This is a genomic window from Cytobacillus firmus (assembly GCF_023715565.1).
GTDB lineage: Bacteria > Bacillota > Bacilli > Bacillales > Cytobacillaceae > Cytobacillus > Cytobacillus firmus_C.
The window spans coordinates 54292-78977 of record NZ_JAMBOJ010000018.1; the positions used below are offsets into that span (position 1 = coordinate 54292).

The 24686-nt window shown below is 41.4% G+C and carries 30 protein-coding genes; 22 read left to right on the forward strand and 8 right to left on the reverse strand.

Features of this window, described 5'->3' with window-relative positions:
- Positions 1–11: 11 nt before the first annotated feature.
- Together M3205_RS09320 and M3205_RS09325 are read left to right on the forward strand one after the other, a co-directional pair.
- Positions 12–800 (forward strand): ABC transporter ATP-binding protein, encoded by a 789-nt coding sequence (locus M3205_RS09320; protein WP_061792213.1) that lies wholly within the window; start codon positions 12–14, stop codon positions 798–800.
- Positions 800–1972, forward strand: a complete 1173-nt coding sequence (locus M3205_RS09325; RefSeq protein WP_251169642.1) for a phenylacetate--CoA ligase family protein — start codon at positions 800–802, stop codon at positions 1970–1972. Before M3205_RS09320 ends, M3205_RS09325 begins: the two co-directional genes overlap by 1 nt.
- 252 nt (positions 1973–2224) lie before the next feature.
- Here the strand turns inward: M3205_RS09325 and M3205_RS09330 are convergent, their stop codons facing one another.
- The 3 genes from M3205_RS09330 to M3205_RS09340 form a co-directional block, all read right to left on the reverse strand.
- The gene (locus M3205_RS09330) at positions 2225–2434 is read right to left on the reverse strand and encodes a hypothetical protein (RefSeq protein ID WP_251169643.1); all 210 of its coding nucleotides are present in this window, start codon (positions 2432–2434) and stop codon (positions 2225–2227) included.
- Positions 2435–2526: 92 nt separating this feature from the next.
- Positions 2527–3138: a class I SAM-dependent methyltransferase gene (locus M3205_RS09335; protein WP_251169644.1), complete on the reverse strand. Its 612-nt coding sequence runs from the start codon at positions 3136–3138 to the stop codon at positions 2527–2529.
- 84 nt (positions 3139–3222) lie between these two features.
- Positions 3223–4020, reverse strand: a complete 798-nt coding sequence (locus tag M3205_RS09340) for a DUF169 domain-containing protein (RefSeq protein WP_251169645.1) — start codon at positions 4018–4020, stop codon at positions 3223–3225.
- A gap of 166 nt (positions 4021–4186) precedes the next feature.
- Here M3205_RS09340 and M3205_RS09345 point away from each other — a divergent pair, with 166 nt between their 5' ends.
- The 5 genes from M3205_RS09345 (at position 4187) to M3205_RS09365 (ending at position 7648) form a co-directional block, all read left to right on the forward strand.
- Complete coding sequence (locus M3205_RS09345) at positions 4187–4603, forward strand: SRPBCC family protein (protein WP_251169646.1); 417 nt, start codon at positions 4187–4189, stop codon at positions 4601–4603.
- Positions 4603–4923: an ArsR/SmtB family transcription factor gene (locus tag M3205_RS09350; protein WP_251169647.1), complete on the forward strand. Its 321-nt coding sequence runs from the start codon at positions 4603–4605 to the stop codon at positions 4921–4923. The genes M3205_RS09345 and M3205_RS09350 overlap by 1 nt, the downstream gene beginning before the upstream one ends.
- Before the next feature lie 117 nt (positions 4924–5040).
- Positions 5041–6411 (forward strand): MATE family efflux transporter, encoded by a 1371-nt coding sequence (locus M3205_RS09355; RefSeq protein WP_251169648.1) that lies wholly within the window; start codon positions 5041–5043, stop codon positions 6409–6411.
- Positions 6412–6745: 334 nt separating this feature from the next.
- Entirely contained in the window at positions 6746–7219 is a 474-nt protein-coding gene (locus M3205_RS09360) for a hypothetical protein (protein ID WP_251169649.1), read from the forward strand.
- 150 nt (positions 7220–7369) lie between these two features.
- Positions 7370–7648 (forward strand): STAS domain-containing protein, encoded by a 279-nt coding sequence (locus tag M3205_RS09365; RefSeq protein WP_251169650.1) that lies wholly within the window; start codon positions 7370–7372, stop codon positions 7646–7648.
- Between the two features lie 172 nt (positions 7649–7820).
- Here the strand turns inward: M3205_RS09365 and M3205_RS09370 are convergent, their stop codons facing one another.
- Positions 7821–8450, reverse strand: coding sequence for a flavodoxin family protein (locus M3205_RS09370; RefSeq protein ID WP_285886227.1), 630 nt, complete (start codon positions 8448–8450; stop codon positions 7821–7823).
- A gap of 132 nt (positions 8451–8582) precedes the next feature.
- Between M3205_RS09370 and M3205_RS09375 the strand changes: the two genes are divergently transcribed.
- From M3205_RS09375 to corA, 6 genes are all read left to right on the forward strand, one after another.
- Positions 8583–8984 carry a VOC family protein gene (locus M3205_RS09375; protein WP_251169651.1) on the forward strand — a complete coding sequence of 134 codons (402 nt, stop codon included), beginning with the start codon at positions 8583–8585 and terminating at the stop codon, positions 8982–8984.
- Positions 8985–9066: 82 nt separating this feature from the next.
- The gene (locus tag M3205_RS09380; protein WP_251169652.1) at positions 9067–9522 is read left to right on the forward strand and encodes a GNAT family N-acetyltransferase; all 456 of its coding nucleotides are present in this window, start codon (positions 9067–9069) and stop codon (positions 9520–9522) included.
- Between the two features lie 120 nt (positions 9523–9642).
- Positions 9643–10320, forward strand: a complete 678-nt coding sequence (locus tag M3205_RS09385; RefSeq protein ID WP_251169653.1) for an NAD(P)H-dependent oxidoreductase — start codon at positions 9643–9645, stop codon at positions 10318–10320.
- 106 nt (positions 10321–10426) lie between these two features.
- The gene (locus tag M3205_RS09390; protein WP_251169654.1) at positions 10427–10768 is read left to right on the forward strand and encodes a hypothetical protein; all 342 of its coding nucleotides are present in this window, start codon (positions 10427–10429) and stop codon (positions 10766–10768) included.
- A 13-nt stretch (positions 10769–10781) separates the two neighbouring features.
- A complete protein-coding gene (locus tag M3205_RS09395) occupies positions 10782–11240 on the forward strand; it encodes a GNAT family N-acetyltransferase (protein ID WP_251169655.1) in 459 nt (152 codons plus the stop codon).
- A 176-nt stretch (positions 11241–11416) separates the two neighbouring features.
- A complete protein-coding gene (corA, locus tag M3205_RS09400) occupies positions 11417–12373 on the forward strand; it encodes a magnesium/cobalt transporter CorA (protein ID WP_251169656.1) in 957 nt (318 codons plus the stop codon).
- Positions 12374–12446: 73 nt separating this feature from the next.
- Here the strand turns inward: corA and M3205_RS09405 are convergent, their stop codons facing one another.
- A complete protein-coding gene (locus M3205_RS09405) occupies positions 12447–13646 on the reverse strand; it encodes an iron-containing alcohol dehydrogenase (RefSeq protein WP_251169657.1) in 1200 nt (399 codons plus the stop codon).
- Between the two features lie 295 nt (positions 13647–13941).
- Between M3205_RS09405 and M3205_RS09410 the strand changes: the two genes are divergently transcribed.
- The 5 genes from M3205_RS09410 (at position 13942) to zupT (ending at position 18357) form a co-directional block, all read left to right on the forward strand.
- Positions 13942–14880: a ring-cleaving dioxygenase gene (locus M3205_RS09410; RefSeq protein ID WP_251169658.1), complete on the forward strand. Its 939-nt coding sequence runs from the start codon at positions 13942–13944 to the stop codon at positions 14878–14880.
- A 70-nt stretch (positions 14881–14950) separates the two neighbouring features.
- Entirely contained in the window at positions 14951–15562 is a 612-nt protein-coding gene (locus tag M3205_RS09415; protein ID WP_251169659.1) for an alpha/beta hydrolase, read from the forward strand.
- A gap of 101 nt (positions 15563–15663) precedes the next feature.
- A complete protein-coding gene (wrbA, locus tag M3205_RS09420; protein WP_251169660.1) occupies positions 15664–16275 on the forward strand; it encodes an NAD(P)H:quinone oxidoreductase in 612 nt (203 codons plus the stop codon).
- A gap of 56 nt (positions 16276–16331) precedes the next feature.
- On the forward strand, positions 16332–17177 hold the full coding sequence (locus tag M3205_RS09425; RefSeq protein WP_251169661.1) for a pirin family protein: 846 nt from the start codon (positions 16332–16334) through the stop codon (positions 17175–17177).
- Positions 17178–17547: 370 nt separating this feature from the next.
- Positions 17548–18357, forward strand: coding sequence for a zinc transporter ZupT (gene zupT, locus M3205_RS09430; RefSeq protein ID WP_251169662.1), 810 nt, complete (start codon positions 17548–17550; stop codon positions 18355–18357).
- Positions 18358–18404: 47 nt separating this feature from the next.
- On the opposite strand, the gene M3205_RS09435 is transcribed toward zupT, so the two are convergent.
- The gene (locus M3205_RS09435) at positions 18405–19271 is read right to left on the reverse strand and encodes a YitT family protein (protein WP_251169663.1); all 867 of its coding nucleotides are present in this window, start codon (positions 19269–19271) and stop codon (positions 18405–18407) included.
- Positions 19272–19420: 149 nt separating this feature from the next.
- Here M3205_RS09435 and M3205_RS09440 point away from each other — a divergent pair, with 149 nt between their 5' ends.
- Positions 19421–19954, forward strand: coding sequence for a P-loop NTPase family protein (locus tag M3205_RS09440; protein ID WP_251169664.1), 534 nt, complete (start codon positions 19421–19423; stop codon positions 19952–19954).
- A 28-nt stretch (positions 19955–19982) separates the two neighbouring features.
- Here the strand turns inward: M3205_RS09440 and M3205_RS09445 are convergent, their stop codons facing one another.
- Complete coding sequence (locus tag M3205_RS09445) at positions 19983–22025, reverse strand: molybdopterin-containing oxidoreductase family protein (protein WP_251169665.1); 2043 nt, start codon at positions 22023–22025, stop codon at positions 19983–19985.
- Between the two features lie 193 nt (positions 22026–22218).
- Between M3205_RS09445 and M3205_RS09450 the strand changes: the two genes are divergently transcribed.
- The 3 genes from M3205_RS09450 (at position 22219) to M3205_RS09460 (ending at position 24534) form a co-directional block, all read left to right on the forward strand.
- Positions 22219–22899 carry a response regulator transcription factor gene (locus tag M3205_RS09450; protein ID WP_251169666.1) on the forward strand — a complete coding sequence of 227 codons (681 nt, stop codon included), beginning with the start codon at positions 22219–22221 and terminating at the stop codon, positions 22897–22899.
- Positions 22900–23039: 140 nt separating this feature from the next.
- Positions 23040–23666, forward strand: a complete 627-nt coding sequence (locus M3205_RS09455) for a helix-turn-helix domain-containing protein (protein ID WP_251169667.1) — start codon at positions 23040–23042, stop codon at positions 23664–23666.
- 79 nt (positions 23667–23745) lie between these two features.
- Positions 23746–24534: a BglG family transcription antiterminator gene (locus M3205_RS09460; protein WP_251169668.1), complete on the forward strand. Its 789-nt coding sequence runs from the start codon at positions 23746–23748 to the stop codon at positions 24532–24534.
- A 60-nt stretch (positions 24535–24594) separates the two neighbouring features.
- Here the strand turns inward: M3205_RS09460 and M3205_RS25910 are convergent, their stop codons facing one another.
- Positions 24595–24678, reverse strand: a complete 84-nt coding sequence (locus M3205_RS25910) for an IS3 family transposase (RefSeq protein ID WP_224936932.1) — start codon at positions 24676–24678, stop codon at positions 24595–24597.
- Positions 24679–24686: the final 8 nt, after the last annotated feature.

Sequence of the window (24686 nt, forward strand, 5' to 3'; positions counted from 1 at the left end):
AGGGCAGATGCATGCTGACAATAAATAATGTCGAAGTGATGTACGATAAGGTCATCCTTGTATTAAAAGGGATGTCGATGGTGGTGCCAAAAGGGAAAATTGTTGCTTTGCTCGGAAGCAATGGTGCGGGGAAAACGACCACTCTCAAGGCGATTTCAGGTCTCCTGAAAAGCGAAAACGGAGAAGTCACGGATGGATTTATCGAGCTTTATGGCGAGCGCATTGATGTAAACGATGCAGAAACGATCGTAAAGAAAGGTATTTTTCAATGCATGGAAGGAAGACGCGTGTTCAAGCATCTTTCTGTGGAAGATAACCTGATTGCAGGGGCACATACCAGGAAAGACCGGAAGAATATTAAAAGTGATATCCAAAAAGTCTATCATTATTTTCCTAAGCTTGAAATGCTGAAGCACAGACAGGCCGGTTATCTGTCAGGAGGCGAACAGCAAATGCTGGCCATAGGAAGAGGTATTATGGCAAAGCCAAAAGTACTGCTGTTAGATGAACCTTCATTAGGCCTGGCCCCGCTTTTAGTGAAAGAAATCTTCGGCATCATAAAGAAAATCAATGAAGAAGAAGGAACCACGATCCTTGTAGTGGAGCAGAATGCCAATGTTGCCTTATCGATTGCAGATTATGGATACATCATGGAAAACGGACGGATTGTGATGGATGGAACGGTGGACCGGCTTCTTTCTAATCAGGATGTACGTGAATTTTACTTAGGGATGGGGGATAAGGGCCGGAAAAGCTATAAAGATATTAAATCATATAAAAGAAGAAAGAGGTGGCTGTAGTGGAAAAGCTGAAGGAAGTTATTCACTATGCATATGAAAATGCAATCGGATTTAGAAGGCGGTTTGAGGAAGCCGGTCTTTCTCCAAGTGACATGCATACCTTAAAAGACCTGGAGAGAGTCCCTGTCCTAAAAAAAGACCGCTTACCGGAATTGCAAACAGCAGACAAGCCTTTTGGGGGTTTTGCAGCTGTAAAGCCAAATGAGATGAAGCGGATTTTTATGTCGCCAGGCCCGATTTACGATCCGCAGACAGCAGGGAAAGATTTTTGGCGATTTTCAGAAGCTCTGAAGACAGCAGGCTTTGGGGATGGGGATATAGTACATAATACATTTTCCTATCATCTTTCTCCGGCAGGCTTTATGTTTGATTCCGCCCTTCGTGAAATAGGAGCAACTGTCATTCCTGCCGGAACCGGGAATCGGGAGCTGCAAATCCAGTTTATGAAGGATGTTGGAGTGACCGGCTATGTTGGAACACCGAGCTTCTTTATCCTTTTGCTTGATGCCATTACAGAAAAAGGGTGGGAGACAGGAAAGGATATTGTGGTGAATAAAGCGTTTTTTACTGCTGAAATGCTGACAGAACAAACGCGTAAAAGGTGTGAAGACAATGGAATTTCCGTATATGAAGGATATGGGACTGCAGATTGCGGCTGTCTGGCTTATGAGGACAAATTAGGGCCTGGATTAAGAATCACGGATTCTGCGATTGTTCAAATCTGTGACCCGCAGACTGGATTGGAAGTTACAGATGGAGAAGGAGAAGTGGTAGTCACTCTTTTTGATAAAAGCTACCCGCTTATCCGGTTTGGCACAGGTGATCTTTCCCGCTGGGTTAAAGGGTATGAGGGGAAAAGAATTGCAGGAGTGCTGGGGCGTGTCAGTGATGGTGTTAAAGTAAAAGGGATGTTTGTAAGAGAAAAACAGCTCGCTCAGGTCCTGGATGAAGCCGGATATCCTGTATTCCAGGCTGTTGTATCTAATGAGCAGGGGCAGGACCAGATTAAGATTTTCATAGAATCAGAAGAAGGATTAAACTCTGAGCTTGCTTCAAAAATCCAGAATGTAATCAGGGTCAAGCCATTTGTTGAATTAACAGAGCCAGGTTCATTTAACAAGGATGATAAGAGGTTGGTGGATAAGCGGAATTATGAATTAAAGAGGGTGTAGTTTAGGGAGGCTGATATGAATCGGCCTTCTTTTTTTGGGTATTTGCTTGTTATTTTTGATTAATGCCGAAAGCGAGGTAGAGGAGAGGGAAAGGGTAGATAATCAGGAGGATTAACGCCGAAAACGAGGGGGAGGAGAGAAAAATGGTAGATAATCAGAAGGATTAATGCCGAAAACCAAGCAGAGGAGAGGAAAGTGGCAGTTATTCAGCCGAAACATAAAAAAAGACCCTGATTCCAAGGTCTTAAAATGCTATTTTTTCTCGCAACTAACAGGAGACCAAAAGCCATCCTTCTTTATCACAACCTCTTCGACTTTATCAAAGTTTTCAAAGCATTTCTCTATAATAAGTGTATTTGCTTGATGGTTTTTATAAATTTGGTTAAACCCTAAACCGCCTATCGCTAGAATAGTGACACTTCCAGCTATTGCGGTAACCATTTTTAGTTTGTTTTTGATCAACGTTCTTATCTCCTTACAAATTTAATAGATTTTTTTCATGCCCATGGGTATTATCTTAGGCTGCAATCTCCTAAGAAAACTGCCTGTCTCATTTAACAAAATAGCGCGCTGCTATCAGGATTTTCGCACTCCGTCACCAGAAACAATCCTTTATAATAGGCAGTCACGTTCGTTATTTTTATGCCAGAATCCTGAATAGCCTGTAGTGTATTACGGTTCAGGTGGCAGCCATCGCATATCCGTTTCCATATAGGATTAAGGGCTTCCTGGGCAAAAGCGAGCGCGGGCTGCTCCATCTTTACATGTTCAAAGAATAGTATTTTTGCCTGCGGCTTGCAGACCCGTCTGATCTCTGCGAGTGCTTTTTCAGGATTTGGGATTGTGCAGAACACCAGGGTGGCAACGGCAGAATCAAATGTATTTTCCATAAATTTGAGACTTTCAGCAGACTGCTGGTGAATTTGAATAGGAACGGCAGCCTCATTTTTTCGTGAAAGTGATTTTTCAATCATAGCCTGATTGGGTTCAACTGCATCTACCCGGTCGGCATTTTTGTATAAGGGGAAGTTGATGCCTGTACCGGCTCCAATCTCGAGAACACGGCCGGAAGCCATTGTAAGCATCCCGCTTCTGATTTTCTGAAACTTTCTTTTCTCAAGAGGCTGCATGGTCAGATCATATAGAGATGGGAATAATTTACTCAAGTATATCACTGCTCTCTTAATAGCTGTCTTTTTATTTTACTCTATTCCCAAAGTAAAACAAGCATTGGAGGAGCCGGCTCTTATTCAGGGTATGCTGTTAAACATCTCATTCAGCTTCTCATATGAGTCAGGATATTTTGCCTCATACTGCAGGTAGGTTGGGACCGGGTAGCGAACACCGCCTTTGTGGGTTTGCTTTAATCCCTCTGCAAATTCACCTGCCATGGAAAAGGGGATGGTAAAGGCCATTTCGTGATCATGTGTCTGGCCGAAGACCCGATCCCCATAGCATGGCAGAATAACCTGCGGCCTACCGGTTTTTATTGTCTTAATAACAATATCAGCACAATCTGCCCGGGCTGTAAAAGTGGAAGTGATTTCGCCGCCCGTATGATAGAGTGCACCAGCCACCATTCTCATGACCTGTGCCGAATTTCCGTAAACAGTAATTACATCCGGTTCAAATGCTGCTCTCCCCAGAGGCGCCATCAGCACGGTCCCGGCTTCCTCTTTTGTAAACTTAGGTACGGCCGCTTCGGTTAATGCACCCAGACTACACGTTTTTGTGTACATCCCGTCTGTTAAATTTCCCTCTGAGTAATAATCCAGCTCTTCTTCAAATCCGAACGCAATTTTAGCAATGGGACATGATAAATCCTCTCTGCCCATGGCAATCGCCCAGCCATACCTTCTTGACATCGTCACTCCCTGGCAAATGCTGAATGTTTTGCCGAAGTCTTTTGCCGGCCGTTTTACTCTGTCAGGCAATGCTTCCTCCATTTTCATTACTTTAATAGCAAGCGGAAAGGTGTCGGGACGTACATATGTATGGATTGCAGTTTCCAGATCAGATAGATTTTGTGCATGAATGGCTTCCTGCATTAATAATCCCTCCTTTAGATATAATATGTATTCTGCAGATTATATGGATCAACCTGCATACCAGGGCATTTTTTTCCCAGACAGCAGTTGACATGAAACCAAAAGGTTTTATATAATCCATATGAAACCAAAAGGTTGTACTTTATAAACAAAGGAGAAAAATAAAATGGAAACAATTCAGGATATTAAACAAACTGTAATACTCAATGCGCCTATCGAAAAAGTCTGGAAGAAAGTTTCAACATCAGAAGGAATCGAAGCGTGGTTCATGCCAAATGATTTTAAGGCTGAGGTTGGTTATGAGTTCCATATTCAATCTCCATTTGGTCCGTCACCTTGTAAGGTAACAGAATTGGATGAGCCAAACAGGCTTTCTTTTCAATGGGATACCGATGGATGGGTTGTATCTTTTATTTTAAAAGATTTGGGCGGAAAAACTGAATTTACGCTTATACATGGCGGATGGAAACAAACGGGTGAAATGGTTGAAAAAGCACAGCAGGATAGTGCGGTTATCCGAGAAAGAATGTCTCACGGATGGACTGGAATTCTTGAGAAGCTTGGCAAGGCTGTTGAGGAATAATGGGTGCTCCTGCCAGGAAGCATGATGTGTTTCAGGCAATCGCCGATCCTACGAGAAGAGAAGTTTTAAGGCTGCTTGCTGAAAAAGAGCGTCCAATCTCAGAGATAAGTGCGCATTTTCCTATAAGCCGTACTGCCATATCAAAACATCTTCGTATTCTCTCTGAAGCTGATTTAGTAAAAGGTGAAAAAGCAGGCAGAGAAAGAATTTATTATCTTCAGCCTGAGCCGCTGACAGAGTTAAAAGAATGGCTCTCCTTTTATGAACGATTCTGGAACAATAAGCTGCAAAAACTTAAATACATTGTTGAAGAAGAATGACTTTCTGAAAAAAGAGCTGCCGAAGCTCTTTTTTCTTTTGAATGAAAACGGGGTCTTTCTTTTTAAAAATATAATATAATAATATCTGTGTTTACTATTTGTAAAGGAGTCTTGAGGATGTATCAGACATTTTCTTTACAGGAGAGGATTAAGCAAATCACATTCATGCTGCTTCCTATCCTTATCACGCAGCTTGGCATGTTTGCAATGGGATTTTTTAATACAATTATGTCAGGACGGTATAATGCTGAGGCCCTTGCTGGAGTTGCGATCGGGACCTCCATTTGGAATCCTGTTTTTACCGGGCTAAGTGGAATACTAATGGCAGTATCTCCACTTGCAGCTCAAGCAATTGGAGAAAAAAAGAACAATGAAGTTTTATCTATTGTAAAAAATGGAATCATATTGGGATTTATCATTGCTTTTGCAGTCATCCTGGCGGGGTCAATCTTGATTGGTCCCATTCTTAACGGGATGAATCTGCCTGTTGGTGTGGAAGAAACGGCACGTGGCTATCTAGTGGGCCTTAGCTTCGGGATCATTCCTTTATTCATATTTAATGTTTTAAGATCATTCATATACGCAGTCGGCAAAACGGGAGTTGTCATGGTGATTTTATTCTGTTCACTTCCCATCAATCTCTTCCTGAATTATGTCCTGATTTTTGGCAAATGGGTATTTCCTCAATTGGGCGGTGCAGGAGGCGGGTATGCAACTTCCTTTACTTATTGGTTCATCCTTATCTTGACAGCAATTATTATCAAAACGAAGGCGCCATTCTCAAGCTATGCTATTTTCAGCGGCATTAATGGAGTTTCATGGGGTAAATGCAAGGAAATCTTAAAGATAGGTGTACCCATGGGACTGTCCATCTTTTTTGAGACGAGTATGTTCGCGGCCGTAACTATCTTAATCAGTAAATTCAATGTCACAACTATTGCGGCCTATCAATCTGCATTAAATATTGTTTCCTTCCTTTATATGATCCCTATCAGCATTTCCATGGCACAGACTGTGTTAGTGGGGTTTGAAGTAGGAGCAGGCAGGTATAAGGATGCGAAATCCTACAGCTGGCTGGGCATCTATCTTGCTGTTTTAGTAGCGCTGTTCACAGGGATTCTGGTTGTCATTTTCCGATATGAGGTAGCAGGATTTTATTCTACCAATCAAGCTGTTATTGCCCTGACAGCCCATTTTCTGATTTATGCCCTGTTTTTCCAGATTTCCGATGCGATTCAGGCTACTGCATTAGCGGCATTAAGGGGATATAAAGATGTGAATATTTCTTTTGTAATCACACTGGTTTCTTATTGGCTGATCTGTCTGCCCGCTGGTTATGTACTTGCACATTATACAGACCTTGGTGCAACTGGCTACTGGATTGGCCTTACACTCGGGCTTCTTGCTGCAGGTGTTTGTCTTTCAATTAGGCTCATGGTTATTCAGAAGAAAATATTTAACAAGAAAGAAATCAGGGAAGCCGGTTAATGCCGTCTATCCGCTAATTGCGGCATAGGCGGTTTTTTTTTGCCTGATGGCCGAAAGCAAAAGTATTTTTAAAAGAAAGTTTGGCAATAGGCACTGAATCTGCGATTAAGCGGGAAGAAGAAGGGAAGGTATAAGCGGGGAGGAATCGTTTCCCTATTCTTTTTGGGGGTCAATATAAACATAGCATGCGAAGAATTAAATTTCGTTGCTTTGAGCAGCAATATTGCATGAACTACCAGCACTATATACTTTTTTGAATCCGAAATCACCAATATTATTGTTCTTTAATAGATGACTTAACAGCAATGAATAAAATAGACAAGGAGGACATTTGATGGAGACTAACTCTCCCAAATATCAAATAACTGTGAATGGATCTCTGTTTGATTGGGATCTGGATAATGCAACATTTAAATTCGAAAATGACGAAGTATTGGAGTCCAGGAGAGTCTTAAAAGCTGTGTTTACCCATAACACTACAGAGGAAATTTCCGGTGAAAAGTCAGCCGAGCTTGTTCTTCAAACCGCTGGGTACAGGACAGGGAGAATTGTCAGCAAATTTTATCTCGAGTCAAATAAAGAAAAAGAAGACTTTATTTATCATTTACCCAATATATATTTAACTGCCAGATGGGGAAAAACACAAATTGCATCTTTTTGTGCAGAAGAAAAGAAAGCGATCATTCGGGTTAAAATGGCTGGGAGTATAAGATTAATGTGGAACAAAAAAAGAAGCAGAAGGCACTTTTTTGCCTGGACATTGGGCAGGTGTGTTAAGTGGCCTGTTTGGAACAAATATATGGTATAAAGTGAGGAAAAGCCAGGTTCTGGGAGATCAGTATTCCGAATACGAATTTTTTGAGTCTGACATTACGCCCTCCCAAAATATCAATGCCGTGATTAACGAGCAGAATAACAGATCCAGGAAAAAGATGAAATTACTGAGCAGACCAGAGTATTGTCTGAAATCATTAAAGAGATTTCATCTCCCATCATTCCAGTGATCGATTCCATTTTAGTCATTCCTTTAGTGGGAAGATATGAAGAGCTTCGGGCGGAGGAACTACTGAACAGAACATTACTGAATCTTCCCCTGTATAAAGCGGAGTATTTAATATTGGACTTAACTGCATTAAAGGGTGTTGATCAATATACTTTCGATTTTCTGCAGAAATTTAAAAACAGCTTCTCTATTGGGCACACACTGCATATTTGTCGGGATTTCAACCGAACTTAGCCTGCAAATTATCGAGAACGAAAATAAAGAAACACAAATTCCGTCCTTCTCAGTTCTGCAGCAGGGAATCACCTATGCTTTAGATCAGGTGGGATTGGAGATTTCTCCAAAAAATAAAGAGTAAAAACCAGCATTTAGGGCTTATGCTGGTTTTTTACTGTTTATTAATGTGCTAACCTTTGACTATATTACCTTCTGCAGGTATCGGATGAGCTTTTAACATTCTTGCAAAATGGATTAAATTATAGGCCATTATTTTAGCATGCTGTCTTGTAAAGTCATTTTCATGGCCCTTTGCTTCAATGAAGGACGGGCCGGGTCCGGCCTCACCAACCCAATAGGTGTCAACGTTTGGAGGGATGGTGATTCCCATATGGGAGAGTGAATATAGAACGGAGCGGGAAACTTGTTTAGCCCCATCTTCATTACCAGTCACCACAACACCTCCAACCTTGTTGTAATAAAAATACTGGCCTTTTTCATGGGTCATACTGCTTCCTCCATATAATCTTTCGATTACTTTTGTGGTGATGCTGCTCTGCTCGCCTAGCCAGATGGGAGAACCAAGAATAAGTATGTCTGCCTCTTCAACCTTCTTAAAAATATTGGGCCATTCATCCTCCTGATCCACAGCTTCTGAAGTGATACCGTAGCCAATTCTAAAATCTGCCACTGTAATAACCTCTGTTTCCACTTCGGTTTTATCAAAAAATTTAACAACCTCATCGATAAGTGCACCGGTATTGGATGGCTCACTGCTTTTTTTTAGTGTGCAGTTTAAGACTAATGCTTTAATTGACATGTGATATCCAACTCCCTTTACCATATTCACTACACTTAATTCCCTTTGCCGTTAATTAAAAACAATGAAATTGAAGGAATAGTGATAAATCCAGCGAAATACATAAATTGGTATGAGATTGGAGGGAATGAAATGATTTATGAAATGACGGTGCAAATCCGGGTGCCAGATATGAAAGAAGGAGTGTGGTGGTATGAAACATTGCTTAGTAAAAAACCTGATTTCATTCCCCATAAAGGTTTTGTGGAGTGGGAACTTATTAAGGGGTGCTGGCTTCAGATTGCAGAAGGTGCCCCGAGTTTAGGAAGCGGCCCAATTAGGCTTGGTGTGCCTGATCTTGAAAAGGAACGTGAAAGACTTATCGCAGAATTAAAACTCACTCCATTTGAAATCCACACAAGAGAAGAAGTACCTGTTAAGTGGGCTACATTTTCAGATCCTTGGGGAAATAGAATTGGTTTTTTTGAATATATCGATAAACAGGAAAAGGAAAACCAAATAAAAAAAGTAATTGAAAATAAACTGGGGAGTTGACTGCCGTGAATCATCATACTAAAGAAAGTGAGGAAGGCTTTACACTTCATTTTTCAAAAGATTCGCCTAGTAATGAGGACATATGAAGATTCGGAAATTAGGCCGTTCAGAAACCGCTCCAATGCATCTTCTGCTATTGGCCGATCCATCAATTGAATTTATTGAGGATTATATAATACGAGGAAATACATACGTTGCAGATATTAACGGATCAGCAGTTGGCGTATATATCCTGCTTGACACAAGTCCTGGGACCTCTGAGATTGTTAATATTGCTGTCGATGAAAGATATCAGGGAGGGGGAATTGGCAGAAAACTTATAAAGCATGCAATAGAGGCTGCTTCTCAAAGCGGGATTAAGACCCTTGAGATTGGAACAGGTAATTCCAGTATTGGGCAGCTTGCTCTTTATCAGAAATGCGGCTTTAGAATCACCGGAATCGATAAAAACTTTTTTGTACGGCATTACACAGATGATATCCATGAAAATGGAATCCGCTGCCGGGATATGATCAGGCTGTCTATGGATCTGGAGTGAAAGTGCCCAAATTGATTAGAATTAGGAGTAAAAGGGGCAGACTAAGAGCTGATTTCATGAATGTTGCGCTGGCAATGTGTTACGTTTATATTAGATCAATCAGAGAAGGAGTGTTTGCATTTGCGTGAAAAGGAAGCTTTAAAGGAAGATATACTGAATGCCTATCAATTCAGGCATGCGACAAAGGAATTTGATCCAAATAAAAAAATTCCCGAAGAAGATTTCAAGTTTATATTAGAGACAGGCCGTCTGTCACCAAGTTCATTTGGTTTTGAACCTTGGCGATTTGTGGTTGTCCAGAACCAGGAGCTCCGTGAGAAAATAAAGAATACCGCCTGGGGAGCATTCGGTAAACTGCCTGAAGCCAGCCACTTTGTTTTAATCCTGGCAAGGACGAAAAAAGATACAAAATATGATTCCAAGTATTTGCAGGATCATTTTAAAAATACTCTGGGGATGCCGGAAGAAATGATGGAAAAATATCTGCAGCGGATTGAGGAATTCCAGAAGTCCGATTTTGACCTTCTGGAAGGCGACCGGCCACTCTTTGATTGGGCCTGCAAACAAAGCTACATCGCACTTGGAAATATGATGACCGCCGCTGCCCAAATTGGTATAGATTCTTGTCCTATCGAGGGGTTTGATATTGAAAAAATGAATAAGCTCCTGAATGAGGAAGGCTTACTTGAAGAAGGGAGCTTCGGGCTGTCTGTAATGTGTGCCTTTGGATACAGAGTCAAAGACCCAAGACCGAAAGCGCGCAGGCCATTCGATGATATAGTAAAGTGGATTGATTAGGAAAAGAGCATTGGCCCTTTTCCTTTTTTATTGTTTTTAAAGGAGAATTCTTTTCAAATGGAGAACAATACTTTTAAATGAGGTTTGCTGAAATGAGGTGAAGGCTATGAATCTAGTGATGAAAAGTGACTTGGCTAAAAGATTGGACCAGGCTGAGACAAGTTTGCTCCTCTCCAGGTTGACGGCAGTTAAAGATCGGGATGGAAACCCAATGGGTGTGGAAATTAAAAGAATTGGCGGGACAACCGCTTTTGCTGCCAGGAATATCCCGGGTCCATCCTTCAATCTTGTAAAAGGATTTAACGAAGCAGATGCTGAAGCACTGGACCAAATTATTGAGTTCTATCAGGGAAAAAGAATTCCCATACGATTGGAGATTACACCATCAAACGGGTCAGTCATCAGAATTACTGAAGATCCTACATCAAAAAGGGTTTTATCAATGTGATTTCCATACCACTTTGTTTGCGGAGCCTTCAGATCTTGTCGACATTCCCATTAATGCCGATATTGATATACGAAGGATGCAAAGAAGCGATTTCGATCTTTTCGGGGAGCTATATACAAAGGGATTTGGAATGCCTGGATTTCTTAGCCAAGGAATAGCTGAAAATAATGAGGTTCTTTATGACAATAGAAACTGGTCCTTTTATCTTGCCTTTGTAAACAATGAACCAGCTGGAATAGGTGTTGTTTATATCGAAAAAGGGGTAGCAAACCTTGCGGCTGCTGCTGTTATCTCTGCTTTCAGGAACAGGGGAGTACACAGCGCGCTTATTCAAGCCCGAATCTATCAGGCGATTACTGCCAATTCAGAGCTGGTGACAGGTCAAGCAAGGTTTGGTTCCACAAGCCAGAACAATATGGAAAAAACAGGATTGAAAATTGGATATACAAAAGCAATCTGGGCCAGGGAATAAATCTATGTATGGTGGCAGGAAGGTGAAAATAAAACTGTAATATCTATTTGTTTCTTGTTTAACAAAGCAGGGTAATGAGGTAAGTGCATATACACACAGAGAAAGAGTCTTCCTCAGGATATAGTTATTAAAATGGGAAAAACTACATTTTATGATGGAAAGACTAGGAGACAATCATGATAAGAATACAAGCTGTTAACAAGAAAAATGAACTGAAACAGGATATTCCTTTAGAGAGGCTGAAAGCTGAGTGGGAAAGTTATAATTGGTTCTGGATTGATTTTGATCAGCCAACCGAGGAGGAAACTGCTGAACTCGACAAGACTTTTCACTTTCACCCCTTGGCAATAGAGGATTGTGTTGTCAAACTTCAGCGCCCCAAAATGGACTATTATGAAGACTATAGTTTTTTTGTCACCCATAGCCTAAATCATATTAACGAAGATAAACAGGAAATTAACTTTTTTATTGGTTCGAATTACATAGTATCCTACCATCATGACCTCTCTAAGGAAATGGATGATGTCTGGGAAAGGCTGAGCTTAAGTAAGAAGGTTAGTAAATGGGATCCTTACCTGGTCATGTACCATATCATTGATAAAATAGTGGATAATTATTTTCCCATTGTTTATCAGTTGGAAGATCGTTTGAGTCTCATTGAAGACAACCCAAATGATGAAACGATGGAAGAATTATTGGAGAAGTTATTTGATATCCGCCATCATTTATTGCAGATAAGATACACGGTGATTCCGATGCGGGATTTAATATACCGTGTCATTAATTCCCATAGGCTTAAAGGTGTAAAGGAAAGATACGAATACTTTGCTGATATTCATGACCATTTATTAAAATTGACTGAAATGATTGATGGAAACAGGGAATTGACGAACGATATACGTGACAGTTATTTATCGATCAACTCCCATCAGACAAACCGGGTGATGAGAGTCCTTACTGTGATAACCACCATTTTCATGCCATTAACCTTCATAGCGGGCATTTATGGAATGAATTTTGAAAATATGCCGGAATTATCCTGGAAGTATGGATATTTTGAAACGCTGTTATTAATGTTTATGATTGCCATGGGAATGTTTTGGTGGTTTAAGAGAAAGGGCTGGTTCAGATAATGACCGGTAAAAAGGCAAGATGCATTTTAATATGCATCTGCCTTTTATTTGTGTTTTTGGGCTATTGATAATTTTATTCCTTTATTAATTGATAAAGTGTTAACATATCATTTATGCCGAAGATCTTCGGCACAGGATATAAGGGATTGGCTTCCTTCAAGGCCCGTTCAGCCATTAACGGAATGTCATTATCTATAATTCCGCTCACCTTTTGAGGGATCCCCATTTTATGGTTAAGTGATTTTATGCTGCCGATAAAGCTTTTTGCATTTTCTTCAGATGAAGCTGCCGGATCCCCAATGCCTGCAGCTATTGCTAATTCGGCTAAAGGGTCCCAGACTGTCTCTCCGTAATGCTCCAGTACATATGGAAGAATGATGGCATTAGCCAAACCATGAGGGACCGAATAAAATCCTCCGAGCGTATGGGCGATAGCGTGAACATTGCCTACATAGGATCTGGTAAAAGCCAGCCCGGCCAGATAAGCAGCTTTTTGCATATTGGCTCTTGCATCCAGATTTTCTCCATTCTTATATGTTTCGTAAAGATTATCGTAAATCAACCGGACTGCATCAATACTGAACTTTCGGGTCTCGGCAGTCGTGCTTCTTCCAATGTACGCTTCAATGGCATGGGTTAATGCATCCATGCCGGTTGCTGCTGTGATATGAGGCGGCAGCTTAAGGGTAATTAATGGGTCCAGAACGGCATAATGAGGGATTAAGTTCAAATCAATGATTGCGTATTTCTCATGTGACCGGCTGTCCGTAATGACCGCTGCAACAGTGGCTTCACTTCCGGTGCCTGCTGTAGTCGGAACGGCAAAAAGGGGAGGGAGAGCTTTTCTGACCTTAAATTGGCCTTTCATTTGCGGAATGCTTTTCTCAGGCCTCACAACCCTGGCACCAACGCCTTTAGCACAATCCATCGGTGAGCCTCCGCCAAAGGCAAGAATACCCTGGCACTTATTCTTGATGTATACTTCCAATGCTTCTTCAATATTGTTAATCGTCGGATTTGGAACAGTTTTATCATAAATATAAAATTCAATATCCTTTTCTTGTAAATTTAATAGCAAACCATCCATCAGCCCAAGAGAAGTAATGCCGATGTCCGTAACTATCAAAATTCTGCTTATGCCTGTTTTCTTAATAATATCGGGAAGTTTGTCCAGGCTATGGGAGCCTTCTATCAGCGCCGGTTCGCGCCAGGGCAAGAGAGGCGATACCAGCTTGAAGGTTTTCTGGTACATTCGGCAATATGTATTGTACATTTCCTAACCTCCAAAATCAGTCTGAAAATTCTAATATTATAATTATATATACCTTTATGTTTCAGAAGATGTCAATATGCTGAATCAAAATAGTGTTTATTGTGCTTCAATACCTAAAGATTGACACAAGAGTGAGTATATTTTATAATTATCTTGAATTCGAGATAAATTAATTCGAAGTATCGAGGGGTATCCTGATTGAGAAAGCAGTTTTATCTTGAAGTGAAAATATTTGATTTAAAATGAGTTTCATAGATTGAAATTTGGTTACATTAATGTGAAAGAAGTGTGAATAGTGAACAAAGCAACGAGAGGAATTCATCATATCAGTGCGATCGTTGGCCACCCACAGGAGAATATCGATTTTTATGCAGGTGTTTTAGGATTGAGAATGGTCAAACAGACTGTGAATTTTGATGACCCTGGCACTTACCACCTGTATTTTGGCAATAATGAAGGGAAGCCGGGGACAATCATTACATTTTTCCCTTGGGCAAATGCCTTCCATGGAGAGATTGGGGATGGCCAGGTTGGGGTCACCTCCTATGCTATTCCCAAAGGTTCCCTTGGATTCTGGAGAGAGAGATTTGAGCAATTTATAATTTCTTACACAACAGAAAAAAGATTTGGCGAAGAATCTATAAGGTTTCAGGATCCTCATGGTCTCATATTAGAAATGGTGGAAAGAGATGAAGGTGAGGCGAATATCTGGACATTTGGTGGCATTCATCCTGATGTTTCAGTAAAGGGCTTTGCAGGGGCGACTCTGTATTCATCTCAGCCGGAACAAACAGCACATCTTCTTGAAAGTGTTATGGGTCTTGAACGCATTGGGGAAGAAGGGGAAATAATCAGGTTCAAATCCTCAGCACCACTCGGCAATGTCATAGATCTGAAAAAGACTTCCGGCAAGCGAGGCCGGATGGGTGTAGGCACTGTCCATCATATCGCCTGGCGGGCTGAAGATGACGAGGATCAATTGGAGTGGCGGGAATATGTGAGGTCTAATGGCTATGGGGTAACACCAGTCAGGGACCGGAATTATTTTAATGCCGTTTATTTTCGGGAGCATGGGGAAATTCTTTTTGAAATTGCAACTGACCCGCCTGGATTTGCGCATGACGAACCATCCGGTGAAATGGGGAAGAAGCTGATGCTTCCTGAACAGTATGAGAATATGAGAGATCTCATTGAGCGAAAATTAATACCTATTGAAGTCAGGGAACTGGAATAAAGTGAAACTTCAATCAGTGGGGGGCTTACTGCCCGTTTAGACTGCGATAAAACAAAGAGAGGAAGATACGATGAAACATATTTTTCAAAAAGGAAAAGATCTATCCAAGCCTGTATTATTGCTGCTTCACGGAACGGGAGGTACAGAAACTGACCTGTTGCCGCTTGCAGGTCATATTGATCCGGAAGCTTCTGTTTTAAGTGTGCGCGGTAATGTGCTGGAAAATGGGATGCCGAGATTTTTCCGCAGGCTGGCAGAAGGTGTCTTTGATGAAAAAGATTTGCTTTTTCGCACGAAAGAGTTGAACGATTTCTTAGATTATGCTGCCCAAAATTACAATTTTGCCCGTGAAAATATTGTGGCAATCGGCTATTCAAATGGAGCTAATATTGCAGGGAGCCTATTATTTCATCATGAAAACACTTTAAAAGCAGCGATTCTGCACCATCCCATGGTCCCAAGGCGGGAAGCTGAATTGCCTGATCTCAGCGGAACATCAGTATTTATTGCGGCCGGGACCAATGATCCCATTTGTTCTGCAGAAGAATCCACTGATTTACAGTCTTTGTTGGAGAGTGCAGGAGCAAAGGTCGATCTTCACTGGGAAAGTTTTGGCCACCAATTAACCATGGGTGAAGTTCAGGCTGCAGCCCACTGGTATAAAAAAATATCAAATAGTTAATCTAATGAATTATAAGGGAAGAGAATGAACGAATAGGAAGTGCTATTGTGGGTATTCTATCAAGGTTATTTGGGAATTCACCTAAAAAGGAGACGATCGATATGGAAAATGTAAAATTGGCCGTTATTTTTTACAGCATGGGTGGAACAAACTTTCAACTGTCTAAATGGGCGGAGGAAGGCGGCAAAGAAGCTGGTGCGGAAGTTAAAGTTTTTAAGGTACCCGAACTGGCTCCGCAATCAGCGATTGAAGGCAATCCGGCATGGAAAGCAACTGTCGAGGCTACAAAGGATGTGCCTGAAATTAAGCCCGACGATCTTGAATGGGCAGACGCCATTATATTCAGTGTGCCTACCCGTTTCGGCAATATGCCATCCCAAATGAAGCAGTTCCTTGATACAACTGGCGGTCTTTGGGCAAAAGGAAAGCTTGCGAATAAGGCAGTCAGTGCGATGACATCAGCCCAAAATCGGCATGGCGGTCAGGAAGCAACGATTCTTTCTCTTTACACCACGATGTATCATTGGGGAGCGATTGTAGCTGCTCCAGGTTACACCGATCCTGTTCTGTTCGGAGCAGGCGGCAATCCATATGGAACAAGTGTAACGGTTGATCAGGATGGAAAAATGATTGAGGATGTAAAAGAAGCTGTGAAGTATCAGGCAAAAAGGACAGTCACTGTTGCTGAGTGGATTAAAAAAGGAAATCAATAATATAGTTGGAGCAATTGTTTTCAATTGCTCCTTTACATATAAAGGGGAGAAATGTGATGCGAAATAATAAAATAACTAAGCGGGAGATTGCTTCAAGCAGGAAAGTAAAGTTGCAGGAGCACAGTCCCATTCATGCAGCAGGTCCTGTTATAGAACCTGGAAATTGGGACAAGTATGACCCATTTCTGCTGATGATGGAAGATAAGTTTCAAAAGGGAGCGTTTGACGTTCATCCCCATCGCGGGATTGAGACGGTAACTTATGTCATTGAAGGGGCCATTGAGCACTATGACAGCCATTCCGGTGAGGGAGGTGTGTTAGGTCCTGGTGATGTTCAATGGATGACAGCAGGGAGCGGTGTCGTTCATAATGAAGTGCCATCTGAAGGAATTACTGCCCATTCGCTGCAGCTATGGATCAATCTTCCACGGGAAAAGAAAATGACAGCACCAAGATACCAAAACTTAAAGGGCAATGAAGTACCTGTCCGGCAGGAAGAGGGGGCAGTATTTAAAATCTTCTCCGGATCCTCGAAAGGAGTTGTATCTCCAACATTAAATCATGTGCCTGTCACAATGGTTGAAGTAAGGATGGAAAAGGGGGCAGAAGCTTCACAGGAACTGCCAGGCAGCTACAAAGGCTTTATTTATATTATTGAAGGCAGCGGAGTTTTTGGGGAAAATGAAGTTCACGGGGCCAATGGCCAGGTTCTTGAATTGGGGGATGGCGGGAACGCTGAAAGCGAAATATCCTTTATAGCTGAAGAGCCTTTGCGGTTTTTGCTATATGCAGGCGAACCGGTTAAAGAACAGGTTGTGGCCCGTGGACCGTTTGTCATGAATACGGAAGAAGAAATACGGACCGCTTATAAAGAATATATGAATGGTACTTTCCTAAAATAAGAAACGGGTGAGGAGCAGTCTAAGGCTGCTCTTTTTTGCCGGTGTTCCTCCTTTATGTCTAGTATTTACCAGGTTACTTCAGGAATTTTTTAAATCAAAACGAGTCTGGGAATGAACTTTCGCTGGCATGGCAAAGATTTTTTTATTTATATTATGCACATTTTCCTCAATCCTTCTTATAATATGGAAAAAAAAACAATCGAATAGTCCTTTTTTATTGCATTTGATTTGGGTTGGAGATAAAATGTTTACCAAAGTAAACTTTTTAAGTTAGGCGCATATACTTATAGTAATTTGACATATATATTTTTTTAACGCAAAAGTTGCCCTGGAGAAACTTTTTGGCAATAGAGAAAAAGGAGAGAGTGAAATGTCGCAGGAAGTATTATTTGCATTGGGTCTTACTTTGTTTGCAGGCTTAGCGACAGGTATTGGCAGTTTAATGGCTTTCTTTACTTCTAGAACGAATACGAAGTTTTTATCATTGGCACTTGGCTTTTCCGCAGGTGTAATGATTTATGTCTCCATGATAGAAATCTTTGTAAAAGCTAAAGATGCGCTTGTAGGATCATTAGGGGAGGTTAGCGGCAACTGGGCAACTGTCGGAGGTTTTTTTGGGGGGATCCTTCTTATAGCATTAATTGATCGATTTATTCCTAAAAAGGATAATCCCCATGAAGTGAGGACAGTTGAAGAAATGAATGATTCCGGCAAGGCTGTCCAGGACCCGGAACTATTAAAAATGGGGACATTTGCGGCATTGGCGATAGCTATTCATAATTTCCCTGAAGGAATTGCAACCTTTACCTCTGCACTCCAGGATCCTTCCCTTGGCATCGCCATTGCGGCGGCCATTGCCATTCATAATATACCGGAGGGAATTGCCGTTTCAGTTCCTGTTTATTATGCCACAGGAAGCAAGAAGAAGGCTTTTAAGCTCTCATTCTTATCAGGGCTGTCAGAGCCGATTGGGGCAGTAGTAGCTTACATGATCCTAATGCCATATTTAAATGATGTTATGTTTGGTGTCATTTTTGCCGCAGTTGCAGGAATAATGGTGTTCATCTCTCTTGATGAATTACTGCCGGCTGCCAAGAAGTATGATGAAGCCCATACCTCCATTTATGGTCTTGTGGCAGGGATGGCCGTCATGGCTCTCAGTTTACTGTTGTTCATATAAATAAAAAAGCAGCCCCCTGCACAGTCGTGTGCAGGGGGCTGCTTTTTTTAGTGGGCATTGCCTTTTTCAAAATTGCTGCCGCTGACATCGGCGATATTTTCAATAGCCACTAATGCCCCGGGATCAATATCTTCCACAATGGAACGGAGCGTGGATAACTCAATCCTCGTTACGATTGTATAAATGATCTTTTTAGGCTCTCCTGTGAAAACACCCTGGCCCTGAATATAAGTCATTCCGCGCCCTAATTGTTTTTGAAGCTCGGATGAGATTTCTTCAGGCACATCAGAAATGATTGTAACCGACTTCAGCTCCTCCATACCTTCCACAACGATATCAATCATTTTGTAAGCAATATAATAGGTGATAATGGAGTACATAGCTGTTTCCCAGCTGAACACGAGGAAAGCTGCAAGAATAAAGATAAATACGTTAACAATCATTATAAATTGGCCGACAGATACCGGACGCTTCTTGCTGACCAGAATGGCGATAATTTCTGATCCATCCAAAGCTCCGCCAGTTCTGATTACAAGGCCAACCCCTGTACCAAGAATCACTGCTCCTATTATGGTTGCCAGAAATAAATCATGTGTAACAGGCTCAAAGTGGTGGAGATATGCAGTACTTGCCGATAATACAATAACACCGAATAAGGTATGTATCGTGAATTTCATTCCTATCTTACGGAAGCCAATATAAAGAAACGGCAGGTTAAATATAATTAAGAATATACTCATGGCCGTCCCGGTCAGCTCTGCAGCAATTATGGATAAACCGATAACCCCGCCATCAAGAATGCTGTTTGGAACGAGGAAAAGCTCAAGTCCTGCTGCTGCAATCATCGCACCTATTGTGATCATGATGAGCTGTTTTACCTCTTTAATTACACGTTTTTTCTTCGTCATTGCCATATAATCATGCCTCTCATATTAAAATACTTACATATTATAGCACTTATCAGGATGAATTTTTAAATGAGAAGTACTTTGGCTTTAAAAGAGGGAATTAAAGTACCTATATTGAATGTATTGAAGCGGAAACGGCAAGGGAAGGTGATTACTTGAAAAGAATAATGGTGATAGGGTCATCAGCAGGCGCAGGGAAATCAACCTTCGCCAGAAAACTGGGTAAGAAAACAGGCATAGAGGTATATCATCTGGATGTTTTATATTGGAAGCCCGGCTGGGTGGAAAGCAGTCTTCAGGAATTTGCGGATGCCCAGCATGAAATAGTGAAAAGAAAACAGTGGATTATGGAAGGGAATTATTCAAGCACTTTTGAAATTAGGGCTGCTGCTTGCGACTCAGTTATTTATCTTGATCTTCCCCTGTACATCTGTCTGTACAGAGTAGTAAAAAGGTGGCTGACCAACCTGGGTAAAACAAGGCCTGATATGGCAGCCGGCTGCAGGGAAAAGCTGGACTGGAAGTTTATGGAATTCATTATGACTACATATAAGCGCCGCAAAAAAGAAATGGCTGAAAGGTTATCCCAATTTAGAGCAAAAGGGATAGAAGTTACAGTGCTGAAAAACACCAGGGATATTGATTCTTTCCTGAATAATTTAGAGGGCAGGACTGGCCAAAATTTATAAAAGCCCCTGCACTATGCAGGGGCTATTTTCAGCTGATTTTTGAAACATTCACCCGGCCAGAAAAGAACACGGCACCGCCGCCCATATCGGAAAGCCGGTCGGGGGTCAGTGAATTGACGAGATAGTTGTTTCCAGGGATATCTGCCCAAATTCCCTGTGAAACTACTGTACCAGGAAGAACAAGCTCACCAACTGCCGCTTTCAGTTCACACTCCCCCCGTTCATTCCAAATACGGACCATATCTCCATCTTCGATTCCGGCATCCTCCGCATCCTTACGATTCAAGTGTAGACGGGGATCCTTCTCCATCCCTGCATGTTTTTCATTGTTTGAAAAGGTGGAATTCAAAAAGTTATGATTGGGTGCAGGAACAAATAGTAACGGGAATTTGCCGTCTTCCTTCAGTGGTATATAGGTAGGGAGAGGAGGATATCCGTCATCTTTCATTCTCTGGGAGTATAATTCAATTTTTCCGCTTGGCGTCGGCAGCCTGCCGGGAAACAGCTGCTTTACCGAAGCCTTGATAAACTTGTTTTTCTTCAGGGATTCAGCATCAATTTCCTCAATGAAGGGATTAGCCGGAAAATTTAATGCGGAATCCATCATTTCTTCTTCCGTTTCATAAAATACTCCATCAAGATATCCCATCCCTTCTGAAAGAAGCCGAAACACTTCAACATTTGACTTTGACTCACCGTATGGTTCAATAACTGGCTCCTGAATCTGCATGTAGTGATGCCAATAAGATGAATAAATGTCCAAATTCTCAAATGAAGAAGCAGCCGGAAGCACAATGTCAGCATATTTGGCCGTTTCGGTTAAGAACAGATCATGCACGACAAGGAATAAATCATCTCTTTGCAGCCCTTTCCTGACTTTATTCCCTTCGGGTGCAACAACAGCAGGGTTGGTTCCATATACATACATAGATTTAATAGGCTGGTCCTGATCAAGCAGTGCAGAACCGATCTGATTCATATTTATAGTGCGTGTATTCTTCTTTTGCAGGAGATCAGGCCTCTGCAGGGCTCCGGTGTTAATAGCCAGATAACCGGAGTTTCCCTTGATGGCACCGCCGCCTTTTAGGAGCCATTGTCCTGTTAAGGCAGGAAGACATGAAATGGTGCGGATGCACATTCCCCCATTGTCATGATGCTGCGGCCCGTTGCCAATTCGAATAAAAGCCGGGGAAATCTGTCCATACATTCGGGCTAATTTGATAATATCCTTTTTCGGGACACCAGTTAAACGTGCTGCTGTTTCAGGGTCATATTGCTTCACATGTTCGCGAAGTTCCTCATGGCCAATCGTAAACTCCTTCAGAAACGACTCATCCACTAAGTTTTCCGCAAACAGTACATGCATAAGGCTAAGTGCCAAAGCAGTGTCTGTGCCGGGTGTAATGGGGATAAACCAGTCGGCCATTTTACCCGTCTGGTTTTTATGGACGTCAATAACAACGATTTTTGCACCATTCTTTCTTGCCTTTTGAGCAAGAATCATTTGATGCATGTTTGTGCTGACTGCATTAATGCCCCATAGAATAATGAGCTTTGAATGGATGGTATCTTCTGGATCAATGCCAAAGCTTCCTCCCATGGTGTAATAATAGCCTGCTGTACCGGCAGATTGACAAATGGTCCTGTCAAGCCGGGTTGCTCCGAGTTTATGGAAGAAACGGCGGTCCATCCCTTCAGCGTTTAATCTGCCCATGTTTCCATAAAAGCTGTATGGCAGAATGCTTTCAGGCCCATCTTTAGCGATTAAATCCTTCCATTTGGAAGTAATAGTGTCTATGGCCTCTTTCCAGCCAATCCGTACAAAATGTCCATCACCTTTTTTGCCGGCTCGTTTCATAGGATATTTGAGGCGATTCCTGTCATATATCCTTGAAGGCATGTTCCGGACCTTATTGCAAATATTTCCCTGTGTGACAGGATGATTGGGATCCCCTTCAATTTTTACGATTTTTCCATCTTCTTTATGTACCAGAAGGCCGCATTGATCCGGGCAATCCAGGGAGCATACAGATGGGAAAACACCATTTAAGCTGCTGCTGTATGAGTTCATATCCAAATACCCCTTCCTCATAGTAATTCGATCATACCATAAAATTCAGATTATTTGATTGATGTCCAGGAGGAGCATGGAAATTTCTATTATGAAACATTAGACCCCATAATTGAAACTTCGCCTTAAAAAATCTTTTGTAAAATTGGTTTTATAGATTTTTTAGTTCAGAAAAAACTGAGCAGGTGAACATATGGTAATAAAAATAGCGATAATAGATGATCATAAGCTTTACAGAGAAGGAATTAAGCGAATTCTGGAAATGGAAGAGGGCATTGAAGTAGTTGCCGAAGGGGAAGATGGCCGGGATGCTCTTAAAATTGATAAAGCTTTTAAGCCGGATGTAATGATTATGGATATCGATATGCCTAATATGAATGGCATCAAGGCAACGGATAAGCTGAATGAAAACAAAACGAAAAGCAAGATCATTATATTATCTTTTTATGATGATGAAAATTATGTCACTCGGGTTCTGCAGAACGGCGCCGCCGGGTACCTGATGAAAGATATTGATGCGAAAGGGCTGATCGAGGCAGTCAGGGTTGTTGCAGAAGGCGGCAGTTATCTGGATCCGAAGGTTACAAAGAATATTATTAAGGAATATAGAAGGCTGACAGAATTAAATTCAGTCAGCAATCATGTCTCCAGTCTAGGCTATCAGCGTCCGCTCCATCTATTGACAAGGCGCGAATGTGAGGTGCTTCAGCTGCTTGCAGAGGGGAATAGCAATACTGATATCAGTAAGGTGCTATTTATCAGCGATAAAACAGTTAAGAATCACGTCAGCAGTATTTTAAGAAAGATAAAGGTCAATGATCGTACTCAGGCTGTACTAAAAGCGATTAAAAGAGGCTGGGTTAAAATCGGTTAGTATTCAATAATGCACTATTTTAATAAAAGACATGTTCACTGGAGCATGTCTTTTTATGCTTGGACTTTAACATAGGATGAGTAAGCATTGGCGGTAATAGAAATGATAAATTGGAAGAGCCTGAAAAGATAGGTGATAACATGAACAGATTTTATAAACGCTACTCAGATTTAATCTTTCATTTGCTCAGTGAAAATAAGTGGATCAGTTTAGCACTGCTTGCAGAACGAACAGGCTTTTCTAAGAGCACAGTATGGCGTGATCTGGAGTTCCTCGAGACGATTCTGCCGGAGAATTGGAAGCTGGAAAAGCATGAGACCTTGGGTATTAGGCTAAAAAAGCCTGAAAGCGGTACTCTGGAGACAATCTTAAGTGAAATTCGAAATAAAAATACGTATTTCCATACGTTAAAACTGATTTTAATGAATGATGGAATTGACATTGCCCAAATTTCCAATAAAGTTCATATAAGCCGTTCGACTGCATACCGCCACATCGAGAAGCTGCAGGAAGTGCTAAAGGAATCACAGCTTGCCTTAACTCCAAGTCCTTTCAAAGTCGTTGGGGATGAAAGAATTATCAGGCGTTTTCTTATGCAATACTTTGATTTGATGAGTTTTAATCCTGAAGCTGAACAGGAGTGGCTGCATGCCGTGGACTTTCAGCAGGATTTACTGGAGGTAACATCTGGCCATTCGATTACACTGCGGACAGGGGCCATTCAACGCCTTAAAATGGTTATATATATCAAATATGCGTTTTTCTAAGGGATATTTTGCAGCGTTTCCAATAGATTTTCTAAATGTATATAAAGATAGTAAATTTTTTCTAGCTGCTAAAGATTTAGTGCATTATATCGCTAAAGAAAAGATTCCGTCCAGGGAGATACAGCTTCAGGAGATCCTGTTCTTTGCTGTATATTTAATGAGCGAGGAAAGGCCGACGAACCGGGCCCAGCATCTGCGGTATCTGCGGCGGAGGAGGATAGGCGAAAAAGAACATCCTTTTTCTGTTTGCTTAGAACGCCTTTCAGACATAGCCGGCTTCAATCTGACAGATGATGACATCTTCTTATTTCATATATACCAGACCTTTAAAAGGATCCATCTCGGGAATGAATTTAATACTGAAACACTGAATAGCTCAATGCTTCAGCATCTGCCGTTTTATGAGACAAACCCGCTTTTTCAAACATTAGAAAAACTGGTAGCCGAGACATTCTCAAAAATCCCTCTTATTTTTAGTAAATTGAATGTACTTGAGATTTTTACTCTTTTCCAAGCTGCTATTCTGCGAAGGAAAAATAAGCATGTCATACAGGCTGCCCTGGTATGCAGGACATACTATGAAAAGGATTATATTAGGGAAGTATTAAAATATCATTTTGGGAACCAGCTTGCCATATCAACCCTTGATTCATCCAGTGTTGATTTAATCTCAGAGTATGAGGAGTTTGATTTAGTTATTTCCACTGATCTCAATCAGTCATCCAAGTTAATAGGACATCTGCAGGCTATTAATGTTTCTGCCTTTCCGACAGGGGCAGAGCTTATGGAAATCAGGCAATTCATTCGTGACCATTTCTTTGAACAAATCGGGCTGGATAAAGAGTTGATCTATCCTTTTGAAAAATAAGCAGGGAAAGAAGACGCCTTCAAGCTGGTCTTGTCCCTGTCAAGTAGACAACATAAAAAGCTAAGCAGTGAGCGCGTGTCGATATTCTATCGGCGCGCGTTTCTTTAGTTTCTTTTGTCTGCGTTTGTAATTGTAATGGTAAATGTAATCCT